This is a genomic window from Candidatus Defluviibacterium haderslevense (assembly GCA_016712225.1).
Lineage (GTDB): Bacteria > Bacteroidota > Bacteroidia > Chitinophagales > Saprospiraceae > Vicinibacter > Vicinibacter haderslevensis.
Genome location: JADJRL010000003.1, coordinates 5,070,206 through 5,096,479, shown reverse-complemented (window position 1 = coordinate 5,096,479; position 26,274 = coordinate 5,070,206). Strand labels below are relative to the sequence as shown.

At 34.3% G+C, this 26,274-nt stretch carries 7 protein-coding genes; all 7 read left to right on the top strand.

What is annotated here, in order from left to right; genetic code table 11:
• Nucleotides 1-134: 134 nt before the first annotated feature.
• The 7 genes from IPK88_19905 to IPK88_19875 all read left to right on the top strand — a co-directional run bounded on the left by IPK88_19905 (nt 135) and on the right by IPK88_19875 (nt 26,070).
• A complete protein-coding gene (locus IPK88_19905; GenBank protein MBK8245704.1) occupies nt 135-12,935 on the top strand; it encodes a DUF11 domain-containing protein in 12,801 nt (4,266 codons plus the stop codon).
• A gap of 321 nt (nt 12,936-13,256) precedes the next feature.
• Nucleotides 13,257-14,024 (top strand): NYN domain-containing protein, encoded by a 768-nt coding sequence (locus IPK88_19900; GenBank protein MBK8245703.1) that lies wholly within the window; start codon nt 13,257-13,259, stop codon nt 14,022-14,024.
• Between the two features lie 265 nt (nt 14,025-14,289).
• A complete protein-coding gene (locus IPK88_19895) occupies nt 14,290-16,668 on the top strand; it encodes a TonB-dependent receptor (GenBank protein ID MBK8245702.1) in 2,379 nt (792 codons plus the stop codon).
• A 55-nt stretch (nt 16,669-16,723) separates the two neighbouring features.
• Nucleotides 16,724-17,743, top strand: coding sequence for a histidine kinase (locus tag IPK88_19890; GenBank protein ID MBK8245701.1), 1,020 nt, complete (start codon nt 16,724-16,726; stop codon nt 17,741-17,743).
• On the top strand, nt 17,740-18,495 hold the full coding sequence (locus tag IPK88_19885; GenBank protein ID MBK8245700.1) for a response regulator transcription factor: 756 nt from the start codon (nt 17,740-17,742) through the stop codon (nt 18,493-18,495). The genes IPK88_19890 and IPK88_19885 overlap by 4 nt, the downstream gene beginning before the upstream one ends.
• 410 nt (nt 18,496-18,905) lie before the next feature.
• Nucleotides 18,906-22,130 carry a DUF3494 domain-containing protein gene (locus IPK88_19880; protein MBK8245699.1) on the top strand — a complete coding sequence of 1,075 codons (3,225 nt, stop codon included), beginning with the start codon at nt 18,906-18,908 and terminating at the stop codon, nt 22,128-22,130.
• 319 nt (nt 22,131-22,449) lie between these two features.
• A complete protein-coding gene (locus IPK88_19875) occupies nt 22,450-26,070 on the top strand; it encodes a DUF3494 domain-containing protein (protein MBK8245698.1) in 3,621 nt (1,206 codons plus the stop codon).
• Nucleotides 26,071-26,274 lie beyond the last annotated feature (204 nt).

Below are 26,274 nucleotides of genomic sequence, written 5' to 3'. Positions count from 1 at the left end.
TATGTTTGCACCGAAGATCTAATCATCTTCTCCCAAATTTAGCAAATTTCGCGTAGTTCAAAACGTAGTTAGTTCGTTTTGGCCATTGTGCCAGAAAGAATTTTAAAACGATTTTAACCAAATAAACTCATACAATGAGCGAACTACGTTACCCACACACTAACTTAATGTTTATTTTAGGTCAAAGACCTAGTTCCATTTCTCAAATTTTACGATTTGGGTTAATGTTGAACCTTGTACTTTTTATTGGATTTTTTAATCTATCGTTAAATGCCCAGTGCATATTAACATCAGGAAAAATTCAAGGACAAGTATTCCTGGATCAGACTTATAACGGTATCTATGACATCGGTGAAAAAGGTATTGCGTTCGTACCTGTGTATGCGTATGACGTAAACGGTTCACTGGCGGCTAATGCAATTACTGATTTAAATGGAAATTATTCTTTGAATGGTTTAACTGATCAATCTTCTTATCGTATAGAATTTCAAAAACCATTATTCTATGAATATTCTATAACCGGTACATCAAATAAGGGAGACCTACAAATGGTTCAAGCCCCTGCATGTAATGTTACATTTGCATTGTTTCAACCAGGAAATTATTATAGCCCAAATAATATCAAACTTGCAGTTACCTGTTTTGTAGGTGGATCTACACTAAGTGAAAATGGGAATTTGGAAACCATTGTAGAAGTCAACAGAAACTTTACCAGTGAGAGTGCTATTTCAAAAATAGTCATGAAAAGCTTAACGGGTTCAGTGTGGGGACTAGCATGGAACAGGACTCAGAAATTATTATATTCATCTGCTTTCATCAAACAGAATGCAGTATTAGGAACCGAAGGTACTGGTGGTATTTATGTAACCAATATGGATACTAGAGTTACTACACCATTTATTAACTTATCTTCATTTGGTATCAATACAGGAAGCACTGCCGGATTGTCATCTTCAGATTGCAAATACGGTGATTTAGTGGGTAAAGTAGGTTTGGGAAATTTGGAAATTTCAAATGATGATCAATATCTGTTTGTAACTAATTTATATACTAAATCCATCGTCATTATACCTACTATCAATCCCAGTAGTGCCAATATTATAGAAATAAAAATTCCTGATCCAGGATGTAATAATGGAGATTATGCTGTTGGTGGTTTGAAGTATTATAACGGTCACTTATATATAGGAGTGACATGTACCGCGGAACAATCTAAATCTAAAACCGACTTCTTCTTTCATGTATATGAGTACAACACTATAGCAAGAACATTTAATATTATATTAAGTACTGATTTTGCAAAAAGTTATTGGCCTAATCCACAAGGTGGTAGTAAGGTGGTATCTCAATGGTTGACGGATATTGATTTTACCAAAGATGGTGAAATGATTTTAGGAATTGCAGATCGCAAAGGTCATGCGTATTGTGAAAGTACATATCCAGTAACCAATCAAAATGGTGATGTGCTCATGGCATTTAAAGATGCTACAGGTTGGCATCTTGAAAACGGTGGTTATGTTAATGGCAGAGCTGGTAACGGAATAGGACATTTAGAAGGCCATGGTGGCGGAGAGTTTTTTGGAGATGATTATTGGATCGTTGGGCCATCCTTGCATCCTGAAATAGCTTTGGGAAGTATCGCTTATTTAGCTAATTCGAATGAAGTTATTTCAACAGTTTTTGATCCATTGTATGAATCATTTGCAGCCGGTATGCATCGGTATAGCGTTCTAAATGGGAAAAAGTCAGCAGCTATACAATTATATAATAAAGCAAGCAGTTCATTTGGCAAAGCCTCAGGTTTGGGCGATATTAAAATATTAAATGGTCCAGCTCCAATTGAGATTGGAAATTTTGTATGGTTGGATAAGAATGATAACGGGATTCAAGATCCTAATGAGAAAGGAATAGCAGGTTTAAAAATTTCTTTATATAATGCATCATGTCAAAAGGTTTCTTCTTTTGTCACCAATCAAAATGGTCAATATTTATTCAATGAAACCAATGTAGATTTAAATGCAGACGGTATCATGGATGGCTTGGCATACAATTCAGAATATTATGTGGTCATAGATGATCATCGATTTGATGCAACAAAGAAATATTTGATTATAGGTCAAGATACTCTGGTTGTTGCTTTAGCAAATGCTGGAATAGGTTTTAATGGCGAATTGGTAGACAGTGACTTGGCATTAAATGATGGTGGAATATGTCCATTGTTTAAAGGATTACCGGTAACCAAAATAAAAACTGGAAATTCAGGACAGAATTATTTTTACTTTGATATGGGTTTACGACCATATGTGGATTCTGGAGAAGTAACCCCTGAAGTGGATATCATTGACCTTGCTTTAATCAAGAAAATTAATTCTTTAGGTTCATTAAAGCTGAATGATGTCATTGAATTTGAAATAGATGTATTGAATCAAGGTACTGTATTAATTGATCAATATGAGATCACAGATTATATTCCTGTACAATTAGCTTTTGATCAAGGATTGAATCCTGAATGGAAATTATCTGGTAATAATGCAATATTTACTAATACATCCCTTATCAACGAAGGTGAATTACAAAAAGTAATTTTGAAATTAAGATTGATTGATGACCGTGCCATTAATAGTATCATTAATACCGCGGAGATATCATCCATAAAAGATGCAAAAGGTGTTGATTTGAAAGATGTAGATTCTACACCGGATCAGGATCCAAATAATGATAAAGGAGGAGTGCCAAATACACTAAGTGATAATCAATTTACCGGAAATGGAATTGATGATGAAGATGATCATGATAGAGAAGCGATATTTGTAAATGATTTAGCTTTGATCAAAGTCTTGTCGAGTGGCGGAACAGTAAAACGTGGAGATGATGTTATATTTGATATTTTAGTAAATAATCAAGGTAATACTGTTATACCTTATTATGAAATAGTGGATTATATTCCTGCAGGTTTTATTTTTAATCAAGCTAAAAATCCGGATTGGACTATTAGTGGTAATGTAGCTAGCCATATTAATTCGAACGATTTAAATCAAGGAGAAATTCGTACGGTTTCTATAGTTTTAGAAGTTTCTCAAAATGCAGTGGCTAATAATTTAATCAATGCTGCTGAAATAGTAGTATTTAAAGATGCAACGGGTCAAGTATTAATGGATCGCGATTCAAAACCTGATCAAAATCCAAACAATGATCCGGGATCTGAAATTGGAACTTTATATGACAATAGTTTTGATGGCGATGGTGTTAGCGATGAAGATGATTTTGATAGAGAAGCAGTACAAATTGCGGATATTGCATTAATAAATAAAACGACACAAATTAATCCAGTTAAATTGGGTGAGTTGGTAACTTTTGAATTATCAGTTTTTAACCAAGGCAATACCCCAATTGGATGTTTTGATTTATTGGATTATATTCCAAGTGGATTTGAATTTGTTGCAAGTGAAAACCCGGGATGGACTATAACTGGAAGCATAGCTAAATTTACAGATACCAGAGTTTTGGAAGTAGGTGCAACTAGAATTATTTCCATTAAATTGAAAGTTATTTCCAGTCAATATAGTGAACTAGTAAATGTTGCGGAGATTGGTCAATTAAAAGATATTAGTAAAATTGAAATCAGTGACTGGGATTCTACCCCAGATGCAGATCCTATAAATGACAAGGGTGGGGTATTAGGATCAGCTACTGATAACATGATTGATGGGGATGGAATTATTGATGAAGATGATCAGGATCCGGCTTCAGTTGATGTATTTGATTTAGCATTAATATTAACAACTGCCAAAGTTACTCCTGTTAAAATAAATGAAGATGTTACATTTAAAATAACGCTATGTAATCAAGGAAATATAGTTGCATCGAATGTAGTTTTAATCGATTATGTTCCAGCAGGAATGGAGCTAAGTTCATTTGATAACAACGGTTGGATATTGCAAAATGGTAAATTGTTAAATACGATTAATGCTCAAATTAATCCAGGTCAGTGTGTTGAAAAAAATATTATACTTAGAATAAAAGAATCAGCAAATTCAACAAATATTACCAATAGGACAGAAGTTGTAACAGCTCAAAACTCAGTTGGTAAAGATATGTCTAATGTAGATGTAGATTCCAATCCTGATGATAATGCTACCAACGATCCAGGTGGTGTTGTGGGAACTTTAACAGATAATGTTTTAGATGGCAATGGAATTTTAGATGAAGATGATGCAGATCCGGAAACAGTCAAAATTGCAGATTTAGCATTGCGTAAAAGACTTGTTCCAGGAAGCGTGTTGAAGTATTTGGGTTCAGTTAGTTTTGAAATCGAAGTTTTCAATCAAGGAAATACGGCACTTAAGAATATAAATGCAATCGACTACCTACCTAAAGGTTTTAGCTTGAGTCCAAGCGCAGTAAATCTGGGTTGGACCATGGAAAATGGAAATGCACTATTTAATTTAAAGAACGTATTGAATCCAAATGAACAAGTAAAGTTAATTCTTAGCTTGGATGCTGGAACTGGAGTTGATTTTGCAAGTTTAAATAATGTAGCAGAAATTACTGGTTTTGAAGATATTAATGGCATCGTATTAAGTGCATTTGATTTCGATAGTAATCCGGACAAAAATCCAGTTAATGATAAAGGTGGAGAGCTGTTTTCAATTACTGATGATTTAATATCAGATCACGGTAATATCGATGAGGATGATGCAGATATTGCAACAGTTGATGTGTTTGATTTAGCATTAACCAAGCGTGTAGTTAATCCTAAATTATTATTTAAAAGTAATGACATTGTTGAATTTAATATTGATGTAATCAATCAGGGAACTGTTTCTTCATTCCAAACTCAAATAGTAGATTACATTGATACTAATTTTATATTTAAACCTGAGTTAAATCCAGGATGGGTTGTTTTGGGTACTAACAAAGTAGGTTTTGTAATTAATGAAGAAATTAATCCAACAGAAACGAAAAGTGTAGGAATTCAACTTGTAATAAAAAGTAAAAGAACTGAGAATTCTTTTTTCAATACAAGTGAAATTGTTTACGCAAGAGATAGCAGAGGAAATGATTTAATTGATTATGATTCAACTCCGGATCAGGATGCAATCAATGATAAATACGCAAGTGGGCATCCGATAAATGATCATGGCATTAATGATGAAGATGATCATGATAAAGTTGAAACCAATCCTGGTAATTTTGATTTGGCTTTAATTAAGGATGTAGATGTTCGTACTGTTCAACGAGGACAAGAAGTTCCTTGGACTATCACAATAGCAAATCAAGGATCGGTAACTGCTAAAGAAATTACGATTGTAGATTATTTGCCAAGTGGTACAACAATGATAAGTCCTGAATGGAGTTTGTCACCAATTAATCCAGATCCGAACAAATATTTTATTGTATTAAATGAGAAAAATGGACGATTACCTCAAGGTGGTCTGAAAGCAGGTGAAAAAGTTCAAGTAAAGATTATTTTAAAAATAAATATAGATCGCAATCCGGGACCTATAGTTAATAGAGCCGAAATATTTTCAGCAGTTAATGATTTTAATGAGCCGGATGAAGATTCAACACCGGATGATGTAATCAACAATGACGGAGGTGGAGATATTTTTACAGATAGCGATGGTTCAGGTAGCGCAGTTCCAGATGATGGAAGTATTCCTGGTGATGAAGATGATGCAGATCCATCTGGTGTCTTCTTGTTGGAATTGGTCAACGAAGAATGCGTTTGTCTCAATAATGCAACAACACCGGATAATGGACAGTTTTCAACGTTTTTTACACTTGAATCAAGAGCTGGTGAATTATGGTTTATAAGATCTGTAACTGGATTGTATAATGTACCAAGTCCGGCACCACCTGCTGCACCTACACCATTTATAACAGGTCCTGCAGGATTTATTCTTCCATTAATGGCAACCAATGGTGTTCTTTCGACTTATGGATTTACTGGTATTCATGTAGATGATATTGGATTCTCAATAGTCATTGAAAATCAATTCGGAGATAAAGTAAGTTTGGGAAATGTAAGATGTCGATATGAAACTTCATCAGTTACAGAAAGTCAAAATAATGTTTGTATAGGATCTACAGTTAGATATGCAGTTGCCTACAGAGAAGGAAGCACTTATAACTGGTCATTATCATCAGGTGGTGTATTTACATCATCTACAACTTCAAGAGCAACAGCCATCATGTGGACTGCTGGTGTTGGAACAACGCACATTGTACGAATTCAAGAATCCAATCCTGACTTATGTCTTGAGCCTATTGATATCCCTGTTACCATTGGAGATCAGATTGGATCTGTTTCTTGTATTGGAGAATTGCAAGTATCATTAAACAATACATGTCAAGCACAGATAACACCTCAGAAATTATTACAAGGTGGACCATATGATTACAATTCTTATGCAGTCATGATCATCAACAAAGATGGCTCCATAGTGCCCAATGCATTATTAACTCATGAACACCTTGGTAAGACATTGGTAGCAAAAGTATTAAATGTTTGTAATGGTAATAGCTGTTGGTCAACCATAGTAGTTGAAGATAAAATTAAACCAACAATTGAATGCTTAAATGATACCATTGATTGCACACGTATGCAATCGTATTTAGGACCATTGGTTCGTGATAATTGTGATTTGAATCCTGTTAAAATACTCGTAGATGAAACAATTGAAGATACCAGATGCAATCCTAGTTATTCTAAAATTGTAAATAGAAAATATGTTGCAAAAGACAACTATGGAAATATTTCCGATACATGTACCATGAAGATCTTCCTTAAGAGAATTGTATTGGATTCTATAGTTTTTCCGGATACATTAAGTCTATTGACAAATAATCCTTTAATATGTAATGGTTTTGCATCAGATTCTTTAGGTCGTCCATTACCATCTGTATCAGGTTATCCACTTTATCATGGTGCACCTATTTGGCCAAATAAGGATAGTAAATATTGTGATTATTTTGCAAGTTATGAAGACATTGAATTGCCAAATGGCAAGAACTGCACCAGAAAAATTTTAAGAAACTGGAAGTTTATTATTTGGTATTGTACCACATTTGATCAAATAGTTTACAATCAACTCATAGAAATTGTAGACACCACTGCACCAACTATAATATGTCCATATAATTTAACAGTTACAACAGGTGGCGGTTATGTATGTGCAGCTAATGTTTGGATACCAGCTCCAATAACTTTTGATAGCTGCGTAAATGATGTTACAGTTGATTTAGTTTATCCGGGTGGATTTATTAAAGACTTCAAAGGTGGTTATGTTGTATTACCAGCAGGACTGGATATCTTAAAATTCAGAGCATACGATCGATGCCATAATGTGGATAGTTGTACTTTTGAAGTATTAGTACAAGATCTTACACCACCAGTAGTTCAATGTGATAGAGAGACCGTAGTTTCTTTAGATCGATTTGGCTTAGCATCAGTTCCGGCTACTAGTTTTGATGATGGAAGTTATGATGACTGTCATATTAAATCTATGCAAGTAAGAAGAATGGATGATGGGGTTCCTTGTCAATTGAATCCAAATGTGTTTGCAGATTCAGTTGGATTCTGTTGTGCAGATATAGGGAAATTCGTAACCGTAATGTTTAGGGTAACGGATCATGATGGAAATTCAAATACTTGTATGGTGACCGTAGAAGTACAAGACAAAACCATACCAAGTATTTATTGTCCGCATGATGTAACTATAAATTGTGAATATCATTTAGATACAAGTAAATTGGATGTATTTGGTACGCCTACTGTTTCTGATAATTGCAATGTTACATTTCAGGAAATTAAAGAAGTACATATTAATCAATGCCGTGAAGGTTACATAGATCGAATCTTTATTGCGGGAAATAGTTTTGGAAGCGATGTGTGCGTTCAAAGGATTACCATTATTAATGATCAGCCATTTGTAGAGGGAAATATTAGATGGCCAGGTGACTTTGATACAACAACCTGTGCAGCTGGTGCTTTAACACCGGGGTCTTTACCATATGGTAAGGGATTTCCAATTATCACTGAAGATATATGTGATTTGGTTGGTATTAATTATGAAGACCATTTATTTAGATTTATCAATGGATCTGATGCATGTTACAAAATAATTAGAAAATGGAAAGTGATCAATTGGTGTCGATTCTACGACATTACCGGAGCTCCTATTATTTATGAACGTGATCAAATTATTAAGATCAGCAATAAGATCAAACCAACATTTACTTCTGGTTGTGAGGATAAACGATTTGATATCATTGATACATCTTGTTTAGGTGGATTTGTAAAATTAATTGCCACGGGTGAAGATGATTGTACACCTGGAGCTGAATTGCGGTGGGAATACCATGTAGATTTATATTCCAATGGTATTGAAGATTATAGTGCACTTGGTATAGGTGATACCATTGATGCATCTAGAGTGTATCCTCTAGGTAAACATAAAATAAAATATGTATTTGAAGATTTGTGTGGCAACAAGGAAGTTTGTGAAAGGCAGTTCGAGATCGTAAATATTAAAGCTCCAATAGCTTATTGCTTGAAAGGACTTGCAGCAGGATTAGTAGCAATGGATTTAAATGGTGATGGAAAAATCGACGGTGAGATGGTGACTTTATGGGCTAAAGATTTCGATCAAGGATCTTACCATCCATGTGGATATGATTTGACTTATTCATTGGGAAGAGATACCAGCGTGCATTCGATGACCTATGATTGTGATAGTACAGGAATCAGAGTAGTAACATTATGTGTAACAGCTACTAACGGTCAACAATCTTGTTGTGAAACTTTTGTTGAAATACAAGATAATAATAAGGTTGATTTCTGTAATTGTGTTGAAAAGCCAGTGAACTTGACGGTTTCAAATTGTACCATCGCTACGGAACCAGCCGATTTGAATTCATTTCCAAAAATTGGAAATTGCAATTGTACGGACGTAAGTTTCTCAAAAAATGATGTGATCGTATCAAATGTGCCAAACGCATGTTATGCCATTGATAGAACTTGGACGGCAACATTTAATTGTCCTGAATCATCAGAAGAATTTACATTTAAGCAACGAATTACAGTGACTACAGATTTAAAAGAAGCTGATATACAATGGCCAAAGGATACCGTTGTCGTAGATAATTGTTTAGGATCAAAGGATACTGTACTTATTGGAAATACGCCACATTATTGTAAGTATGGTGGTAATGTAGATGTTCGATATGTAGATCGTGTTTTGCCACCTGTAGGTGATATTACTTATTGTGAAAGAACATGGACTGTGTTTAGTAAATGTGTTGGTTCTCAATCCTATTCATTTAAACAAATTCTTAAAGTAATTTTTTCAACGGGTGTTAAGTATACAGTTCCAAGTGACATTACATTAACTGAGAATTGTAAACGTTCTTTTTTACCGGATTCTATAAATGGGTATCCGAAAGTAAATTGCCCTTGTAATATCTTTGTTCATTCCTATGTAGATTCATTGGTAACAGGTATACCAAATACATGTTATGTAATCTATAGAAAATGGACTTCGACATACAATTGTCCTCCAGATGTTTTAGGTACATTCAAAGGAACACAAAAAATTACGTTTGCCCTTGATCTCAAAGAAAAAGATATTAAGTGGCCTGTAGATAGTTTTGTTGTTGACAATTGTGGCGGAAGAATTGATACTGGATTTGTTGATCACAAACCTGAGTTATTGTTAGATTTCTGTGGTTATGTTTCTATAACTTTCAAAGACAGTGTTAAGAAAGAAAGTGATACATGTAAGATTATCCAAAGAACCTGGATCGTTGGAAACGAATGCAGTAGTGGCGCGAATAGACAAGAGTATAGATTTAATCAAGTACTCAAAGTATTATTCCCGTATGGTCCAAAACTCCATGTGCCAGCTGACCTTACGGTTACAGATTGTAATAAACCTTTCTTGCCGGATTCTTTAAATGGATATCCAACGATCACTTGTGCTTGTGATTCATTGACATTTACTTATAAGGATGATACGCTTAGAAATAATAATGAAGTGTGTTATGTAGTAGAAAGAAACTGGTCTGTAAGAGTTAGGTGCAGACCTGAAATAGATACAACATTGAAAGGAATTCAAAGAATAACTCGAGATGTTAATTTGGTAGCAGGAGATATAAATTGGCCAAAAGATACATTTATATCACTTACTTGCACACCAACATTAGATCCGAATATTACCGGAAGACCTACATTGAAGAAAGACTTCTGTGGTTTAGTTACATTCACTTTTGTGGATAGTCTAGATAACGGAGGTACATGCAGAACGATTAAGCGCACATGGACCGCAAGAAATGCATGCAGTGCATCACAGGTATTTAAGTTTAATCAATACATTATAACCAAGAACCAGACTCCTCCTGCGATTCAGTGTCCACCAGATAGAACTGTGAATGCGGATCCTGGAATTTGTGGAGCAACCGTAAATGTTGGAAATGCAACTCAAACCAACGATTGCAATACGGGGGTTACGTTTACTAATAATGCACCTACACAGTTTCCAGTAGGTAAGACCAATGTCATCTTTACTGCAACCGATGCATGTGGTAATACTGCAACATGTATTACCATGATTACTGTCATTGAAAATATTCCACCAACTATTATTTGTCCAAATGATACCTTGGTAGACTGTAGTGTAAATACCGATGATTTGACTCAATTTGGTACTCCAAATGCAACGGATAATTGTCCGGGATTAATAGTTACAGATAGCGTAATCAGGAATCAGAATGTATGTGGTATAGGTACCATTACAAGAATATTTACTGCGACCGATGCTTCAGGTAATTCAAATTCTTGTACTCAACTTATTACGATAAATAATCCTGATCCATTAGATAGTTTAGAGATTAATTGGCCTACAACACCAGTAACAGTAGGAGAATGTGCTTCAATAAGTACGGATAGTTTAGGAATTCCATCTGTGGATACTGGAGCTGCGACATGTTTCAAATTGAGAATTACGTTTGCAGATTCTAATTTCTGTAAGCAAAGAAATCGCTGTGAAATTGACCGGGTTTGGACGGTATTCGATAGTTGTTCTGCGCAGACCTTTAATTTTACGCAGTTAATTATTCGTTTTGATACTTTGTCGCCAAGAATATTAGGCGTTCGGGATACCACTTTATTTGCTTCTGATACAGCTTGTAATAATTTTGTGAATTTAGTGGCTTATACAGATGCGTGTGATTCAGCTACAGTGGTATTTACCAATGATTCACCTTATGGAGTAAATGATAAGAATGATGCTTCCGGTTATTATCCTACAGGAACGACCACAGTGACATTTACAGCACAAGATGCATGTTGTAATTTGAATTTCTTAACGATTAAAATTACAGTAATAGATACTGTTGGACCGGAAGTGACTTGCAGAAAAGTAATCAAGAATATTAAAGATGATAGTTGTGCAGTTTATAACTCACATGAATTTATTTTCAGACTCAGTGACAATTGTTCGGATTCAGCTAAAATAATGACTTCATTCAATAAAAATGATTTCACGGATACCATAAGAATTATTTGTTGTGATTCGATTAAAAATGGTAATTATTTAGGCCCTGCAACAGTCTACTTTAAAGATGAAGCAGGCAATATTGATTCATGTGTTACTTTATTGCAAGCATTAGATCCGGATACTATTTGTCCTCATAACTTTAAACTGGCAGTGATCAATGGTTTAATCAGAGCACGCAATAATAATGTGCTAGCTGGAATAGATGTAAGTTTAAATAACGGATTAGCTGGAACTACTTCTACTGCAGGAAATGGGTTTTACAATTTCCGTGATATGAGTTTGGGAGGAGCTTATTATGTAAAAGCTAAACACGACGTTGATCCATTGGACGGTGTGACTACATATGACATTGTACAAATTCAAAGACATATACTTGGAATTAAACCATTGGATCATCCATATAAGTATATAGCGGCCGATGTAAATAAATCTAAATCGGTTACGGCTGCTGATATTGTAGAAATCAGGAAGTTAATACTTGGTAAAGTGGATCGATTTAAAAATAATGAATCATGGCGTTTTGTAGATACAGATTATAAATTTATTGATCCGTTGAATCCATTCCTTGATGAGTTTACAGAGTCATTCTATGTGCCGAAATTAATTAATAATGTATTGGCCAATTTCACTGGAATTAAAGTGGGTGATATTGATGATTCGAATAAATTGAATGGATTAGGTAATCAAGCTCAAACACGTACAAATCAATACACCTTAGTTCATACTGAAGATGTCATGTTAAAAGCTGGTGTCGAGACAAACATTGAATTAAGTATCCCTACTTGGATGCAATTGGATGGTTTGCAGTTTGCATTGAATATAAATCCTGCCTTAGCCAGAGTGTCACAAGTTTTAGGCACTGAAGAGAGTGTTGTCCGAGATGAAAGTATCGGTACGGTATTTATGGATAGAGGTATAGTGAATGTGTCTTGGGTTCGTAATATGTCAGATAAAGGACAATGGAAATTGACATTGAAATTAATTTCAAAATCTAATGTGAACCTTTCTGAAATCCTATCCATTGATCCTGTGTTGATGCCAGCTGAAGCTTATACAACTTCTAATGAATTTAATGTTGTGGCTTTATCTATGAATTCAAATCAAACAGCACATTCACAAGTGAAATTGTATCAGAATATACCAAATCCATATTCACAGTCCACTAGAATACCATTTGAATTAAATACGGATTCAGAAGTGATTCTAAGTGTAATAGATGTTAATGGACAAGTTGTGTACGAATACAAAAAATTCTTTTCAAAAGGATATCACGAAATACCAATTAATAAAACTTCAATACAGAAAAGCGGCATGTATTATTATATGATACAGACAGGACGCGATAAAGTATATAAACGGATGCTGTTCCTCGACTAAGGTGTCACATTTATAAAAATAGTGTGTAGTAATCGGTTTCGTTTTCACGACCCCTTTGATGATTCAAAGGGGTCTTTTTTGTAATTCAATAGTGAGGTGCTTTAGTTTAAGATATATTGTTTGGATGAATTGGTTGATGTATGAGATCGGGACTATCATTGTTTGTTTTCACTGCGGAAATTTGTGAGCAAGCAGGAATGGAGTTGCTTTTTGTAATAAACTCAAAGTTGATTTTATTGGATTACCTTTGTATTGGATAAGAGAATTGCTTGTGCATTTAAGGAATTGGAATTTAATGGCTTAATAAGTTGTTGGTAAATTATGGAATTAAATAATGATTTAAAATTGGCGGTATTAATAGATGCTGATAACGTGCCGTATGCCAATGTGAAGGAAATGTTTGAAGAAATAGCTAAATATGGTATTCCAACATTCAAACGTATATATGCAGACTGGACTAAACCAACTGTAGCAGGTTGGAAAAAAATCTTGTTGGAAAATGCTATCACGCCCATACAGCAATATAGTTATTCCACAGGTAAGAACGCTTCTGATAGTGCATTGATCATAGATGCCATGGATATATTGTATACCGGTAAAGTAGATGGATTCTGTATTGTGTCCAGTGATAGCGATTTTACAAGGCTGGCAACACGACTAAGAGAAGCCGGTATGAAGGTCATAGGAATAGGAGAGAAGAAGACTTTGAATCCCTTCATTACAGCTTGTGATAAATTCATATATATAGAAATTTTGAAGCCTGAAGTTATTAACCCAATAAAAAATGGCAATAAGAAAACATCAAAAGACAATAGCCCAATGGTTAATGAACCCTTGAGCAAAATAGATCAAGGCATCATCAAATTATTTCTGGATAGTGTGTCTGATCTTGCAGATGAGAATGGTTGGGCTTTCTTAGGCGAATTAGGTAATCTAATGCTCAAAAAGAAACCCGACTTCGATCCAAGAAATTATGGTCATCCTAAAATGTTATCCTTAATAAAAGCTGTTCATAAATTTGAAATAGATGAACGTGATACCGGGAAGAAGAATACGAAACATATTTATGTTAGGAGGAAAATCAATTAATTTTTTGTATTACAGAAAATGATCTATACATCCGAAAGTAAGTAAATGTGGTGCTATTGAAAATTTTGTATATATATTCTAAATGGATAAGCTTGTATTTTTTTGGATTGGCTAAAGCCAAGTTACCAAACCAAACCAAACCAAACCAAACCAAACCAAACATCCTCCCAATTCACCATTCAACCCCAAATATTGACAACTCATCCGGTTTGATGATATTCATTTCTATGAGCTCAAATACTTTTGTGCCAACAAAAAAAATGAAATGAAAAATTATTATTTAAATTTAATCTTGTTGCTATTTACAATATCATCTAATAGCGTATTTGCCCAAAGTCCAACTCAAACGATTAGAGGGACCATAATAGATAAACAATCGCAATCAATAATTACGGGTGCTAATGTAATCGTAATGAACCAAAGTCCACAAAAAGGTGCTGTAAGTGATATCAATGGACATTTCAGAATTGATGGAATGATGGTAGGAAGATTTGACCTAAAAGTGAGTTATCTTGGGTATAATGAAGTGGTGTTGTCTAATATAGAAATTACTTTAGGTAAGGAAGTTGTACTAGAAATTGGAATAGAAGAGAATGTCAATTCCTTAGATGAAGTTATCGTGTCGGCGAGCAAAAAAAATGAAACGAATAATGAACTTGTGTCAGTAAGTGGTCGATCCTTTTCTATTGAGGATGTGAATCGATATGCTGGAGGGCGTTCAGATCCTTCGCGTTTGGCAGCAAATTTTGCAGGTGTGAGTTCACCGGATGATTCGCGAAATGATATTGTCATTCGTGGTAACTCTCCAACCGGTGTGCTGTGGCGGATAGAAGGATTGAATATTCCGAATCCTAATCACTTTTCAACAATTGGTACAACAGGAGGTCCAGTAAGTGCAATCAATACGAATGTGATTAAGAATTCAGATTTTTTTACCTCTGCTTTTCCATCGGAATATGGTAATGCGAATGCGGGTGTTTTTGATTTGGGACTTAGAGCTGGTAATTCTGAGAAGAGAGAACATACCTTACAATTAGGCGCATTGACGGGATTAGAAGCTATGACAGAAGGACCTATAAATAAAGAGAAAGGTTCTTCTTATTTATTCGCTTATCGATATTCATTTACAGGCGTGGCACAAGCGATTGGAATTCCTATTGGAACAGCTGCGACACCATTTTATCAAGACCTTTCATTCAAAATTAATGGTGGGTTAACCAAATTTGGAAAATTCACTTTGTTTGGTTTGGGCGGAAAAAGTAAAATTGATTTCTTGCATAATAAAATTGATGAAGCCGATTTATTTGCAAATCCATCCAAGGATAGTTATTTTACGAGCGACATAGGATTAGTGGGTGTTAAACATTTTATTAAATTGAATGAAAGATCTTATTTCAATAGTGTTATTGGTGCGACTTATAATGGATCTGAATTTCTGGAAGATCATGTGGTGCTAGAACCTAAATCTGTAGAACGAGATATTGAAAATAAAACGAGTCAAATTCACTATTCTATAAATTCATCGTTCAATTCAAAAATCAATTCAAAAATGTTTGTGAAAGTAGGATTCATATCTGAACTGATCCAACTTGATTTAGATGCAAGAGAGAAAATCTCTGATACCTTATGGAATCATTATTGGGATTTCAAAGATAGAACCTATCTCCATCAGGCTTATGCTCAAGGTAAGTATAGATTTAATGAAAAATTTACTTTAAATATTGGAGTTCATGGACAATATTTAGCATTGAATGGGTCTTTTACTATTGAGCCAAGAGTAGGTTTAAAATATCAAATGACAGAAAAACAAACTTTGAGTTTTGGTTATGGTGGTCATAGCCAAATGCAACCGACAGATGTTTATTTTTATAGAACGAGATTATCTGATGGAAGTTTTAATCAATCCAATATGGATTTAGAATTTACAAGAAGTCAACATTTTGTATTAGGATATGATGTCCTTCCATTAAAGGATTGGAGAATCAAAACGGAATTGTATTATCAAGAGTTATCAAATGTTCCTGTAACGATAGCGCCAAGTAGTTTTTCAATGTTAAATACCGGAGCCAGTTTTATTCCAAATGATCAGGACCATTTGGTGAATGAAGGAAGCGGAACGAATTATGGAGCTGAGTTAACGATTGAGAAATTTTTTAGTCATGGATATTATGCATTATTAACTGGAACAGTATATGAATCAAAATACAAGGGCAGTGACGAGATAGAGCGGAATACCGCATTCAACGGAACCTATGTGTATAATGTTTTAGGTGGAAAGGATTTCAACATAGGAAGAGACAAAAGACATGTCATTAATATAGGTATTAAGTTGACTCAGGCTGGTGGTCGTTATTTTACACCTGTTGATCTTGAGGCATCTCAAAAAATACATGAACAAGTATTACAGGGTGATTCAAAAGCCTATTCTGAACGAAATCCAGATTTTTTTAGATTTGATATCAAAATGGGGATTACTATGAATAGTAAAAGATTTAAATTATCACAATCTTTTTCATTTGATATTCAAAATGTAACCAATAATAAAAATGTATTTGCTCAACGATACAATCCAGTTACCAATACCATTAATACAGCTTATCAAATTGGTTTTTTTCCAAACTTTGTTTATAAAATACAATTTTAGTCAAAGTATGAAAAATAGTTGGATGAACCATGGACAATATACTTAAATTTGTGCCATGAAAGATAATAAAATCAGATTTTTGTACATGATTATTGTGGGAATATTTATTTCCCTGCTTCTTGATATTATTAAAATTGGGGGTCAGACTTATCATAATCAATTATTTGATTTTATTATTTCTATTTTAATAACCATTGTAGTGTGGGAAGGGAATTTGCGATTGGATCATTGGATGAATATTAGATTTCCTTGGGTTCTGAAACCGATTAAAAGAGTTGCGTTTCATTTGCCTGCAAGTATATTTTTTAGTGCTTTCGTGATTTACCTTTCCATGCTTGCATTCAATAAATATGTATGTCCATTACCCGAAGATACCAAAGAATCATTTATGATTACTTCTTTGGTAATCGGAGTATTAATTTCAATCATACTTTTAACTGTAGAAATTAGTACACAATTTTTTAAGCAATGGAAATCATCTCTGGTTGAAATTGAAAAATATAAAAGTGAAAGTTTACAAGCGCAACTTCAAAACTTGAAAAATCAATTGAATCCACACTTTTTATTTAATAATATGAGTGTGCTTTCTTCATTAGTTTATAAAGATCAGGATAAAGCGGTTGATTTCATCAATCAACTTTCTAAAGTGTACCGATATTTATTGGATAATCGGAATAATGAATTGGTTACCTTGAAGACTGAACTTAATTTTATTGAATCCTATAATTTTCTACTTAAAATTAGGTTTGATAAAAATATTCGATTTGATGTAAACATACCTGAACACTACTTGAGTTGGTATTTACCTCCTATGTCACTGCAGATGCTAATAGAAAATACCATTAAACATAATGAGGTATCTACTGAGCTTCCCTTAACTGTTAGTATAAACATACATCTAGATATGCTTCAGGTTAGTAATAATTTACAGCTCAGAACGATGAATGAGATCAGTTCAAAAACTGGGATACAGAATATTAGGGAGCGATATAAGTATTTCACAGAAAGGAATGTTGAAGTCATTGAAACACCAAATGAGTTTATTGTAAGAATTCCATTATTAGATCAAAAATGAAAGTCATTATTATAGAAGACGAGATGCTATCTGCTGAACATCTTGAACTTTTGCTTAAGCGGATTGATCCTGAAATTGCAATCATTGGCATTTTTGATTCTGTAAAGAAAAGTATCACAGAATTTGAGCGTGGATTGAAAGCAGATTTATTGTTTGTGGATATACATTTGGCAGATGGTTTGAGTTTTGAAATATTCTCAAAAATCAGCATAGAAACTCCTGTTATTTTTACAACCGCTTTTGATGAATATGCTATTCAAGCTTTTAAGGTGAATAGTATAGATTATTTATTGAAACCCATTGGGTTAAGTGAATTACAAGTTGCCGTTGAAAAATTTAAAAAATGGAATTTAGTTAATCAAAAATCTCTTTTAGAACAACTTAGTCACTTATATCATGGTTTTAATAAACAATATAAGACCCGTTTTATGGTTAAAATGGGTGATCAAATTGTATCAATTAAAGCAGAAGATATTCTTCATTTTATAGCAGAGGATGGAATTGTTTTACTGATGTCCAAAGATGTAAAACGATATCCAGTTGATTTTACTTTAGATCAAATTGATGAGATGTTGGATCCGACCGTATTTTTCAGAATCAACCGCAAAGTTATCATTAATATAAATGCTATCCAGAAGGTAACTTCATATTTTAATAGTAGATTAAAAGTTAATGCCATTCAATTATCAGATGATTCTGCTATCGTTAGTCGTGATCGTGTTAGTGAATTTAAAATGTGGTTGGATCGTTAAGTAGAAAAATGAGGGATGATTTGATTTTTATTTTAGAAAGAATATTTAGTTCTCGATAATTGTAAACCTGCTATTTCTCATGTTTTATTTTGAAATTATCATTTGTAGTTGTATTTCTTTTTCTGTTTTTAAATCTTGGAATGTGTAACTGATTCACATAACAATAAATGCATATTTGTTTAAATACTATTCTATTAGATACATTAATTCTTTGTGACCAAATTATTTTCATTAATGTTTTCGGACATTATGGTCTATTACTTTTCTTAAGATTTCAATTCTAGGTTTATTTCCAATTCATTTTAATTAGTGTGAATGTTGGAAGTTTAATCTGTGATTGCATAACTTGTTGATGGGCATTAGTTTAGAACTTTGTCTTGATAAAATTATTTATCACACAATCTAATCTAATGAAAAATTTTACCGCAAATATTTTAGTGACTTTATTTATTTTATTTCAATATAACCTTTCATACAGTCAAGCACCTGATTTGGGTTCTTGTGCTAACTTCGCAGTTTTTACGGCAGTTGGAGCCTTTTCTAATGATGGTGCTACTGTTGTAACTGGAGATATTGGCACAGATGTTGGCGCATTCACAGGTTTTCCACCGGGAGTTGTATTTGGACAAATTCATGTAGCCGATGCTATATCAGCTCAAGCAGCTATTGATGTGGATGTGGCTTATGGTTTTCTAAGTGCAGTCACTTGTGGATTGGTCATTGGTACTACTTTAGGTGGAGGGCAAATTCTCACACCTAATGTTTATTGTACAGGTGCAGCCTCGACATTAGATGGAGATTTGATTTTAGATGCAGATTGTGATCCCAATGGTTTGTTTATCATTAAAATTGATGGTGCGTTTTCCTCAACAGTTTTATCTAGAGTGATTTTAAGAAATTCTGCATCATTGTGTAATGTATACTGGCAAATTAATGGTGCTGTTGAATTAGGTGCAAGTTCTATTTTTAGAGGTAATATTTTAGCGAATGGTGCAATTAGTTTATTGGATGGTGCTTCTCTTTATGGAAGAGCTCTTTCCCGTGAAGGTGCAATTGATTTGCATAATAATACAGTTGATTTTAATATGCTTCCAGCTGCACAAATAATTGTTGCTGACGGACCTATTGTTTTTTGTGAAGGTGACAGTGTAGTGCTATCAGGAAATTGTGGTGGTGTGTGGAATGACGGTTCAACTGGTGCTACGTTAACAGTAACACAAGGAGGTAATTATTTCGTAACAAGTACGAATGCTTGTGGAAGTGTAACTTCAAATCATATTATAGTTGTGGTGAATCCTGCACCCATTTGTACAATAACTGGGAATACAGTAATTTGTCAAGGACAATCGACGCAATTATGTGCAGCAGCTGGTGCAACAAATTATATATGGAATACAGGTGAAGTAAGCAGTTGTATTGTAGTCACTGAAACTGGAGTTTATACAGTAACCGTATCGGATCAAATAGGATGTAGCAGTGTGTGTAGTATTTCAGTAATCGTTAGTCCATTACCTAATTGTACCATTACAGGAATAGATTCAATATGTCAAGGTCAAACGACACAACTATGTGCCCCGGCTGGATTAAGCAGTTATTTATGGAGTACTGGAGAAACAACGCAATGCATCAATGTAAGTGTTACAGGTTTATATTCTATTACTGTTACAGATGAAATTGGATGTAGTAATATATGCAGTATTTTGGTAACCGTGAGTCAACTACCTAATTGTACCATCACTGGAAATAATATTATTTGTGAAGGCCAGATTGCAGTATTGTGCACAACGCCTGGAGCTGCAAGTTATTTGTGGAGTAATGGGAATACAACCAATTGTATAACAGTCGGAATTTCTGGAATTTATACAGTTACAGTGACAGAACTATCAGGTTGTAGTAGTACATGTAGTATAGAAGTGATTGTTAATCCATCACCGATTTGTACAATCACTGGAGGTGGTTCTATTTGTTTAGGTCAATCGTCTCAATTGTGTGGAATTACAGGTATGACAAGTTATTTATGGAGTACAGGTGAAACAACAGAATGTATTTTGATTACTTCTGGTGGGACGTATTCTTTAACAGTAACTAATATGAATGGTTGTAGTAGTGTATGCAGCTCAATAGTGGACGCGAATCCAGCACCAATATGCACAATTACTGGCAATAGCGCACAATGTTTTGGACAAACCGTAAGCTTATGTGCTACACCTGGTATGACACAATATTTTTGGAGTACAGGTGAAGCAACAGAATGTATTTCTGTAAATGTTACAGGAGCATATTATGTTACGGTAACCGATGTTGTAGGTTGTACTAGTGTTTGTAGCGAGAAAGTTGTGTTTACTGCAGGACCGAATTGTCTTATTAGTGGAAGCAATTTTATTTGTGATGGACAAACTACTATGTTATGTGCACTTCAAGGTGTTGCCAATGCAAGATATTTATGGAATACTGGAGAGACAACTAATTGTATAAATGTTTCTGAAGGAGGAACATATACGTTAACTGTAACAAGTGCTAATGGTTGCACCAGTGTGTGTAGTAAAGTGGTTGATTTAATTCTATTGCCCGAATGTACAATTATTGGAGAAGACGGTATGTGTCATGGAGAAACACTGCAATGGTGTGCTCCATTTGAAGTTGGTAATACTTATTTATGGAATACCGGTGCTACAACAAATTGTATTGAAGTCAGAGAAACTGGTACCTATACAGTAACTGTATCTCGCAATGGTTGTTCTAGTGTATGCAGCAAAACACTATTAGTAAAAGATAATCCATTATGTGTGATTACTGGAAGTGACATTATATGTAAAGGAAGCACAACAACTTTTTGCGCACCCGATGTCAGTGGTAATACCTATGTTTGGACTGATCCATCCAATGCAACAAGAACAACAAGATGTATTACGGTTAGTAATCCTGGAACTTATTTTCTAAATGTGTTTAATGAAGGATGTACCAGTACTTGTAGTGCTACTTTAACCGTCAATCCGAATCCGATTTGTTCTATTTCCGGTAACATGCATCCTGAACGTGGAAAAAGTACAGTGTTATGCGCAGTAGCTGGAATGCAATCTTATAAATGGTCTCATGGTGAGACTTCTAGGTGTGTTTCTATTGGATATTCTGGCATGTTTACGGTTACAGTTACAAGTACCAACGGGTGCACTAGTTCTTGTATGGCGATGGTTGTTTACCCTGGCGATAAAGATATGACAACAGGTGGAAATACTTCAAATGATCATATCTCAAATTCTGATGAAGAAAATGAAAACTTGGTTGGAGATACAGAAATTAACGAGTATAATAATTCGGATGTATTTCCAGGACCTAACATTTTAGATAGAAGTGCAGTAATAAGAAATAATGATATTCAGGTTTCAGCATATCCGAATCCATTTCATACTAAAACAACCATTCAATTTCAAATTTTTTCAAATAACGCTCATGTAGTAATTGAACTGTATCAATTAACAGGTCACAAGTTGGTAACATTATTTGATCAGAACGTTGAGCAACAAATGTTTTATTATGTTGATGTCAATGCTGAAAATTTTGCAAATGGTGTTTATTATTATAAAATTACAAACGGTGATCAGATTATAAATAACAAATTGATATTAATGAGATAGACGTGCATAGTAATTCAAATTTGGATTACATGTAGAAAATAATAATTTCTTAATGAACTCATACGTGAATAGCAATGTAAAATTGAAGCATCATCTTAAGACTATTTATCTAAAATAATTTCATTAATTATATATAAGATTTAACTTTTGATGGCTAAAATTTAAGTACAAAACAAATTGATTTTACATATGCTTTAATTCTGAATATTTATCAAATGTGTGAATTATATAACATTATACTCCAATAGTATAATGCAATCGAACAATTAGTTGATGACCTTTAAGTTCTGAAAAATTATTTAATTTAAATCTTCTAATCATGAAATTTGTTATTCAAACCGCATTATTTTTTGCATTTTCAATTTTACTTCCTAAAATTATTTTTTCACAGGCTCCTAATCTTGGTGCCACTTCAAGCTTTGTCTTATTTACTGCTGCTGGCGCTTTTTCAAATGATGGTGCTTCAGTAGCCACAGGTGATATTGGAACAAATGTAGGTGCTTTTACTGGCTTTCCTCCTGGAATAGTGATCGGGCAGATCCATGTCGCTGATGCTGTAACTGCGCAAGCTGCAGCTGACGTTGATGTTGCTTATATGTATTTAGAAGGACTAACTTGTGGACTAGTTATTGGCACTACTTTGGGAAGCGGTCAAATTCTTACGCCAGATATTTATTGTTTGGGCGCTGCTTCGACGTTAAATGGAGATTTGATCTTAGATGCTGAATGTGATCCCAATGCAATATTCATTTTTAAAATCGACGGTGCATTTTCTTCTACAACATTATCAAATGTAATTCTAATTAATGCTGCGTCTGCTTGCAATATTTATTGGCAAATAAACGGTGCCGTTTCGCTAGGAGAAGGTTCTGTTTTTAGAGGAAATATATTGGCTAATGGTGCCATAAGTTTATTAGAAGGATCTTCACTTTATGGAAGGGGTTTGTCGAGAGCAGGTGCCATTGATATGCATAATAATATTGCAACATTAGATTTATTGCCAACAGCTTCTGTAATTACAGCCGGTGGTCCTACAACTTTTTGTGATGGAGGAAGTGTGACTTTATCTGGAAATTGTGGAGGTATATGGAGTAATGGATCTTCCAGTCCATCCATTACTGTTACCACAAGCGACGATTATTTTGTTACTACTACAAATGCATGTGGAAGTATACAATCCAATCATATTATAGTTACCGTGTTACAATTACCTGTTTGCACTATCACTGGAATGGATCCTATATGTGTTGGAAGTTCAACCTTGTTTTGTGCTCCAGTGGGTACAGGTTACGGTTATCTTTGGGATAACGGATCCACAACTCGATGTATTACTGTAAGTATGAGTGGAACTTATACAGTTACCGTTACAGATGCTTTAGGATGTACAAGCAGTTGTAGTAAGACACTAAATATTAATCCACTTCCAGATTGCATTATAACAGGACTTGATTCCATATGTCAGGGTCAAACAACTACTTTTTGTGTACTTAATGCTGGACCTTCAAGTACCTATATTTGGAATACAGGGTCAACTTCAAATTGTATAAATGTAACTACTGCAGGAACATATTCAGTAACAGTTACAGATGACATGGGATGTACTAGTGTGTGTAGTAAATCTATAATCGTCAATGCCTTACCAAGTTGCACCATTACTGGAAATACTACCATATGTGCTGGTCAATCAACACAATTATGTGCGCCGGTTGCTAATGGGAATTCTTACATGTGGAGTAATGGTGCTACAACAAACTGTATTACCGTGTCTAGTGCTGGAGTTTATTCAGTAACCGTAACAAGAAGAGGATGTAGTAGTACTTGGAGTGTCACGGTGATCGTAAACCCTAATCCGATTTGTCTGATTACTGGAACTTCTCCGATTTGTTTTGGAAGCTCAACTTTGTTTTGTGCACCTGTGGGAACTGGCTATAGTTATATATGGGATAATGGATCAACGGGTAGATGTATTTCTGTTAGTGTTGCTGGAACTTATAATGTTACTGTAACTGATGCAGTAGGATGTACCAGTAGTTGCAGTAAGTTACTTACGATTAACCCAGCTTTAATTTGCAACATTGTTGGCCTCGATTCTATTTGTCAAGGACAAACAACAAGTTTTTGTGTGCTTAATAGCGGACCTCCGAATACCTTCATTTGGAGTACAGGGTCCACTTCAACTTGTATCAATGTAAATACTGGTGGTACCTATTCCGTTACAGTTACAGATCCATCTGGATGTATCAGTATATGTAATAAATCATTAATAGTAAATCCGCTTCCTGATTGTACGATTACTGGAAATGGTTCTATATGTTCTGGTCAACCTACACAATTATGTGCCCCACTGGTTACAGGCAATTCTTATTTATGGAATACAGGCTCTACATCTAATTGCATCACCGTTTCAAGTGCTGGAGTTTATACTGTTACTGTTACAAGAAGAGGATGCAGTAGTACTTGTACTAAAACCGTTGTAGTAAGTCCAAATCCGATTTGCACTATAACAGGAGTATCCCCAATTTGTGCAGGAGGCTCAAGCCTATTTTGTGCTCCCGTTGGTGCTGGATATAGTTACATATGGAACAACGGATCAACAACACGATGTATAACTATAAATACTTCTGGAAATTATATAGTTACCGTTACCGATGCATTAGGATGCACAAGTAGTTGCAGTAAATCACTTGTAGTTAATCCTGCACCTTATTGTATCATTAGTGGTCTTGATTCCATATGTCAGGATCAGTCCACAACTTTTTGTGTACTCATTGGAAACTCTACAAATACTTATCTTTGGAATACGGGGTCCACTTCAAATTGTATCAATGTAAATACTTCAGGATTATATTCAGTTACAGTTACAGACCTTTCAGGGTGTACCAGTGTTTGTAATAAATCACTTCTAGTAAATATAAAACCAGATTGTACCATTGTTGGCAACGGTTCAATTTGTACTGGACAGACAACACAATTATGTGCACCCGTTGCATCCGGAAATACTTATATTTGGAGCAATGGCTCTACAGCAAATTGTATCACCGTATCAAGTGCAGGAGTTTATTCAGTTACTGTAACAAGAAGGGGATGCAGTAGTACTTGTAGTAAAAATGTTATTATTACAACTTACCCTATCTGCACAATTTCTGGTATATCCCCAATTTGCTCCGGGAGTTCAACATTATTTTGTGCTCCTATAGGAACAGGATATAGCTATATATGGAATGAAAATACAAACCAAGAAGTTAGAACTCGTTGTTTAAGTGTTTATTCCGGCAAATCTTATACAGTTAAAGTTATTGATAATAATTGTGCAAGTGTATGCAGTAAAACATTAGCGGTAATTCCATCTCCAGTTTGCTTTATTACAGGAAATCTCCATCCTTGGCCAGGAAAAACAACAACGTTATGTGCTCCAGTCGGTATGATGGCTTATAAATGGAATTTTGCCAATGCTACGACAAGATGTATTACAGTAAACATGGGTGGTATGTATACAGTTACGGTAACTGCGGCAAATGGATGTACGAGTTCATGCATGGTAATGGTTACGTATAATGGTTCTTCGGATTTCACAAGTAATGGTTCTGGAAATGATCCTAATACTTCAGCCGAATCCGAACATAATGACCAATCGATTCAAAATATTGAACAAGCTGATTTAACCTATGAAGGAAGCAGTATGATGATTCATGCATTTCCAAATCCATTTTATTTTAAATCTGTAATAGAATTTCGAATATACAACGGTGATTCACATGTAAGTATTGATTTATATGATGTAAATGGTAGCAAAGTTGCTACTTTATTTGATCGTAATATTGAACAAGATAAGTTATATCAAGTAGAAGTTGATGGGAATCAATATCAACCCGGTGTATATTATTACAAAGCAATAAATGGCAATCAATACGTCAATAAAAAATTAATATTGATTAGATAGGTTTAATTGTGGTTAGTTAAACAGCCCTCTGCAATGGGGGCATTTTTTTTGATTTATTAATTTTAAAACCAAAATGATTAGCAATTTGAATTTCTTAACAATTGATTTTAATGTGTGAATCATATAATATTTAACAAAGCATCTGTAACATGTTATTTATACATTGTAAGATCTTTGTAATGGAATAAAAATTTCACTCTATTA

Bases quoted from the DNA above. Each gene is read 5' to 3' on its own strand.
- IPK88_19905 (MBK8245704.1), top strand. From the start codon at position 135: ATGAGCGAACTACGTTACCCACACACTAACTTAATGTTTATTTTAGGT.
- IPK88_19900 (MBK8245703.1), top strand. From the start codon at position 13,257: ATGGAATTAAATAATGATTTAAAATTGGCGGTATTAATAGATGCTGAT.
- IPK88_19895 (MBK8245702.1), top strand. From the start codon at position 14,290: ATGAAAAATTATTATTTAAATTTAATCTTGTTGCTATTTACAATATCA.
- IPK88_19890 (MBK8245701.1), top strand. From the start codon at position 16,724: ATGAAAGATAATAAAATCAGATTTTTGTACATGATTATTGTGGGAATA.
- IPK88_19885 (MBK8245700.1), top strand. From the start codon at position 17,740: ATGAAAGTCATTATTATAGAAGACGAGATGCTATCTGCTGAACATCTT.
- IPK88_19880 (MBK8245699.1), top strand. From the start codon at position 18,906: ATGAAAAATTTTACCGCAAATATTTTAGTGACTTTATTTATTTTATTT.
- IPK88_19875 (MBK8245698.1), top strand. From the start codon at position 22,450: ATGAAATTTGTTATTCAAACCGCATTATTTTTTGCATTTTCAATTTTA.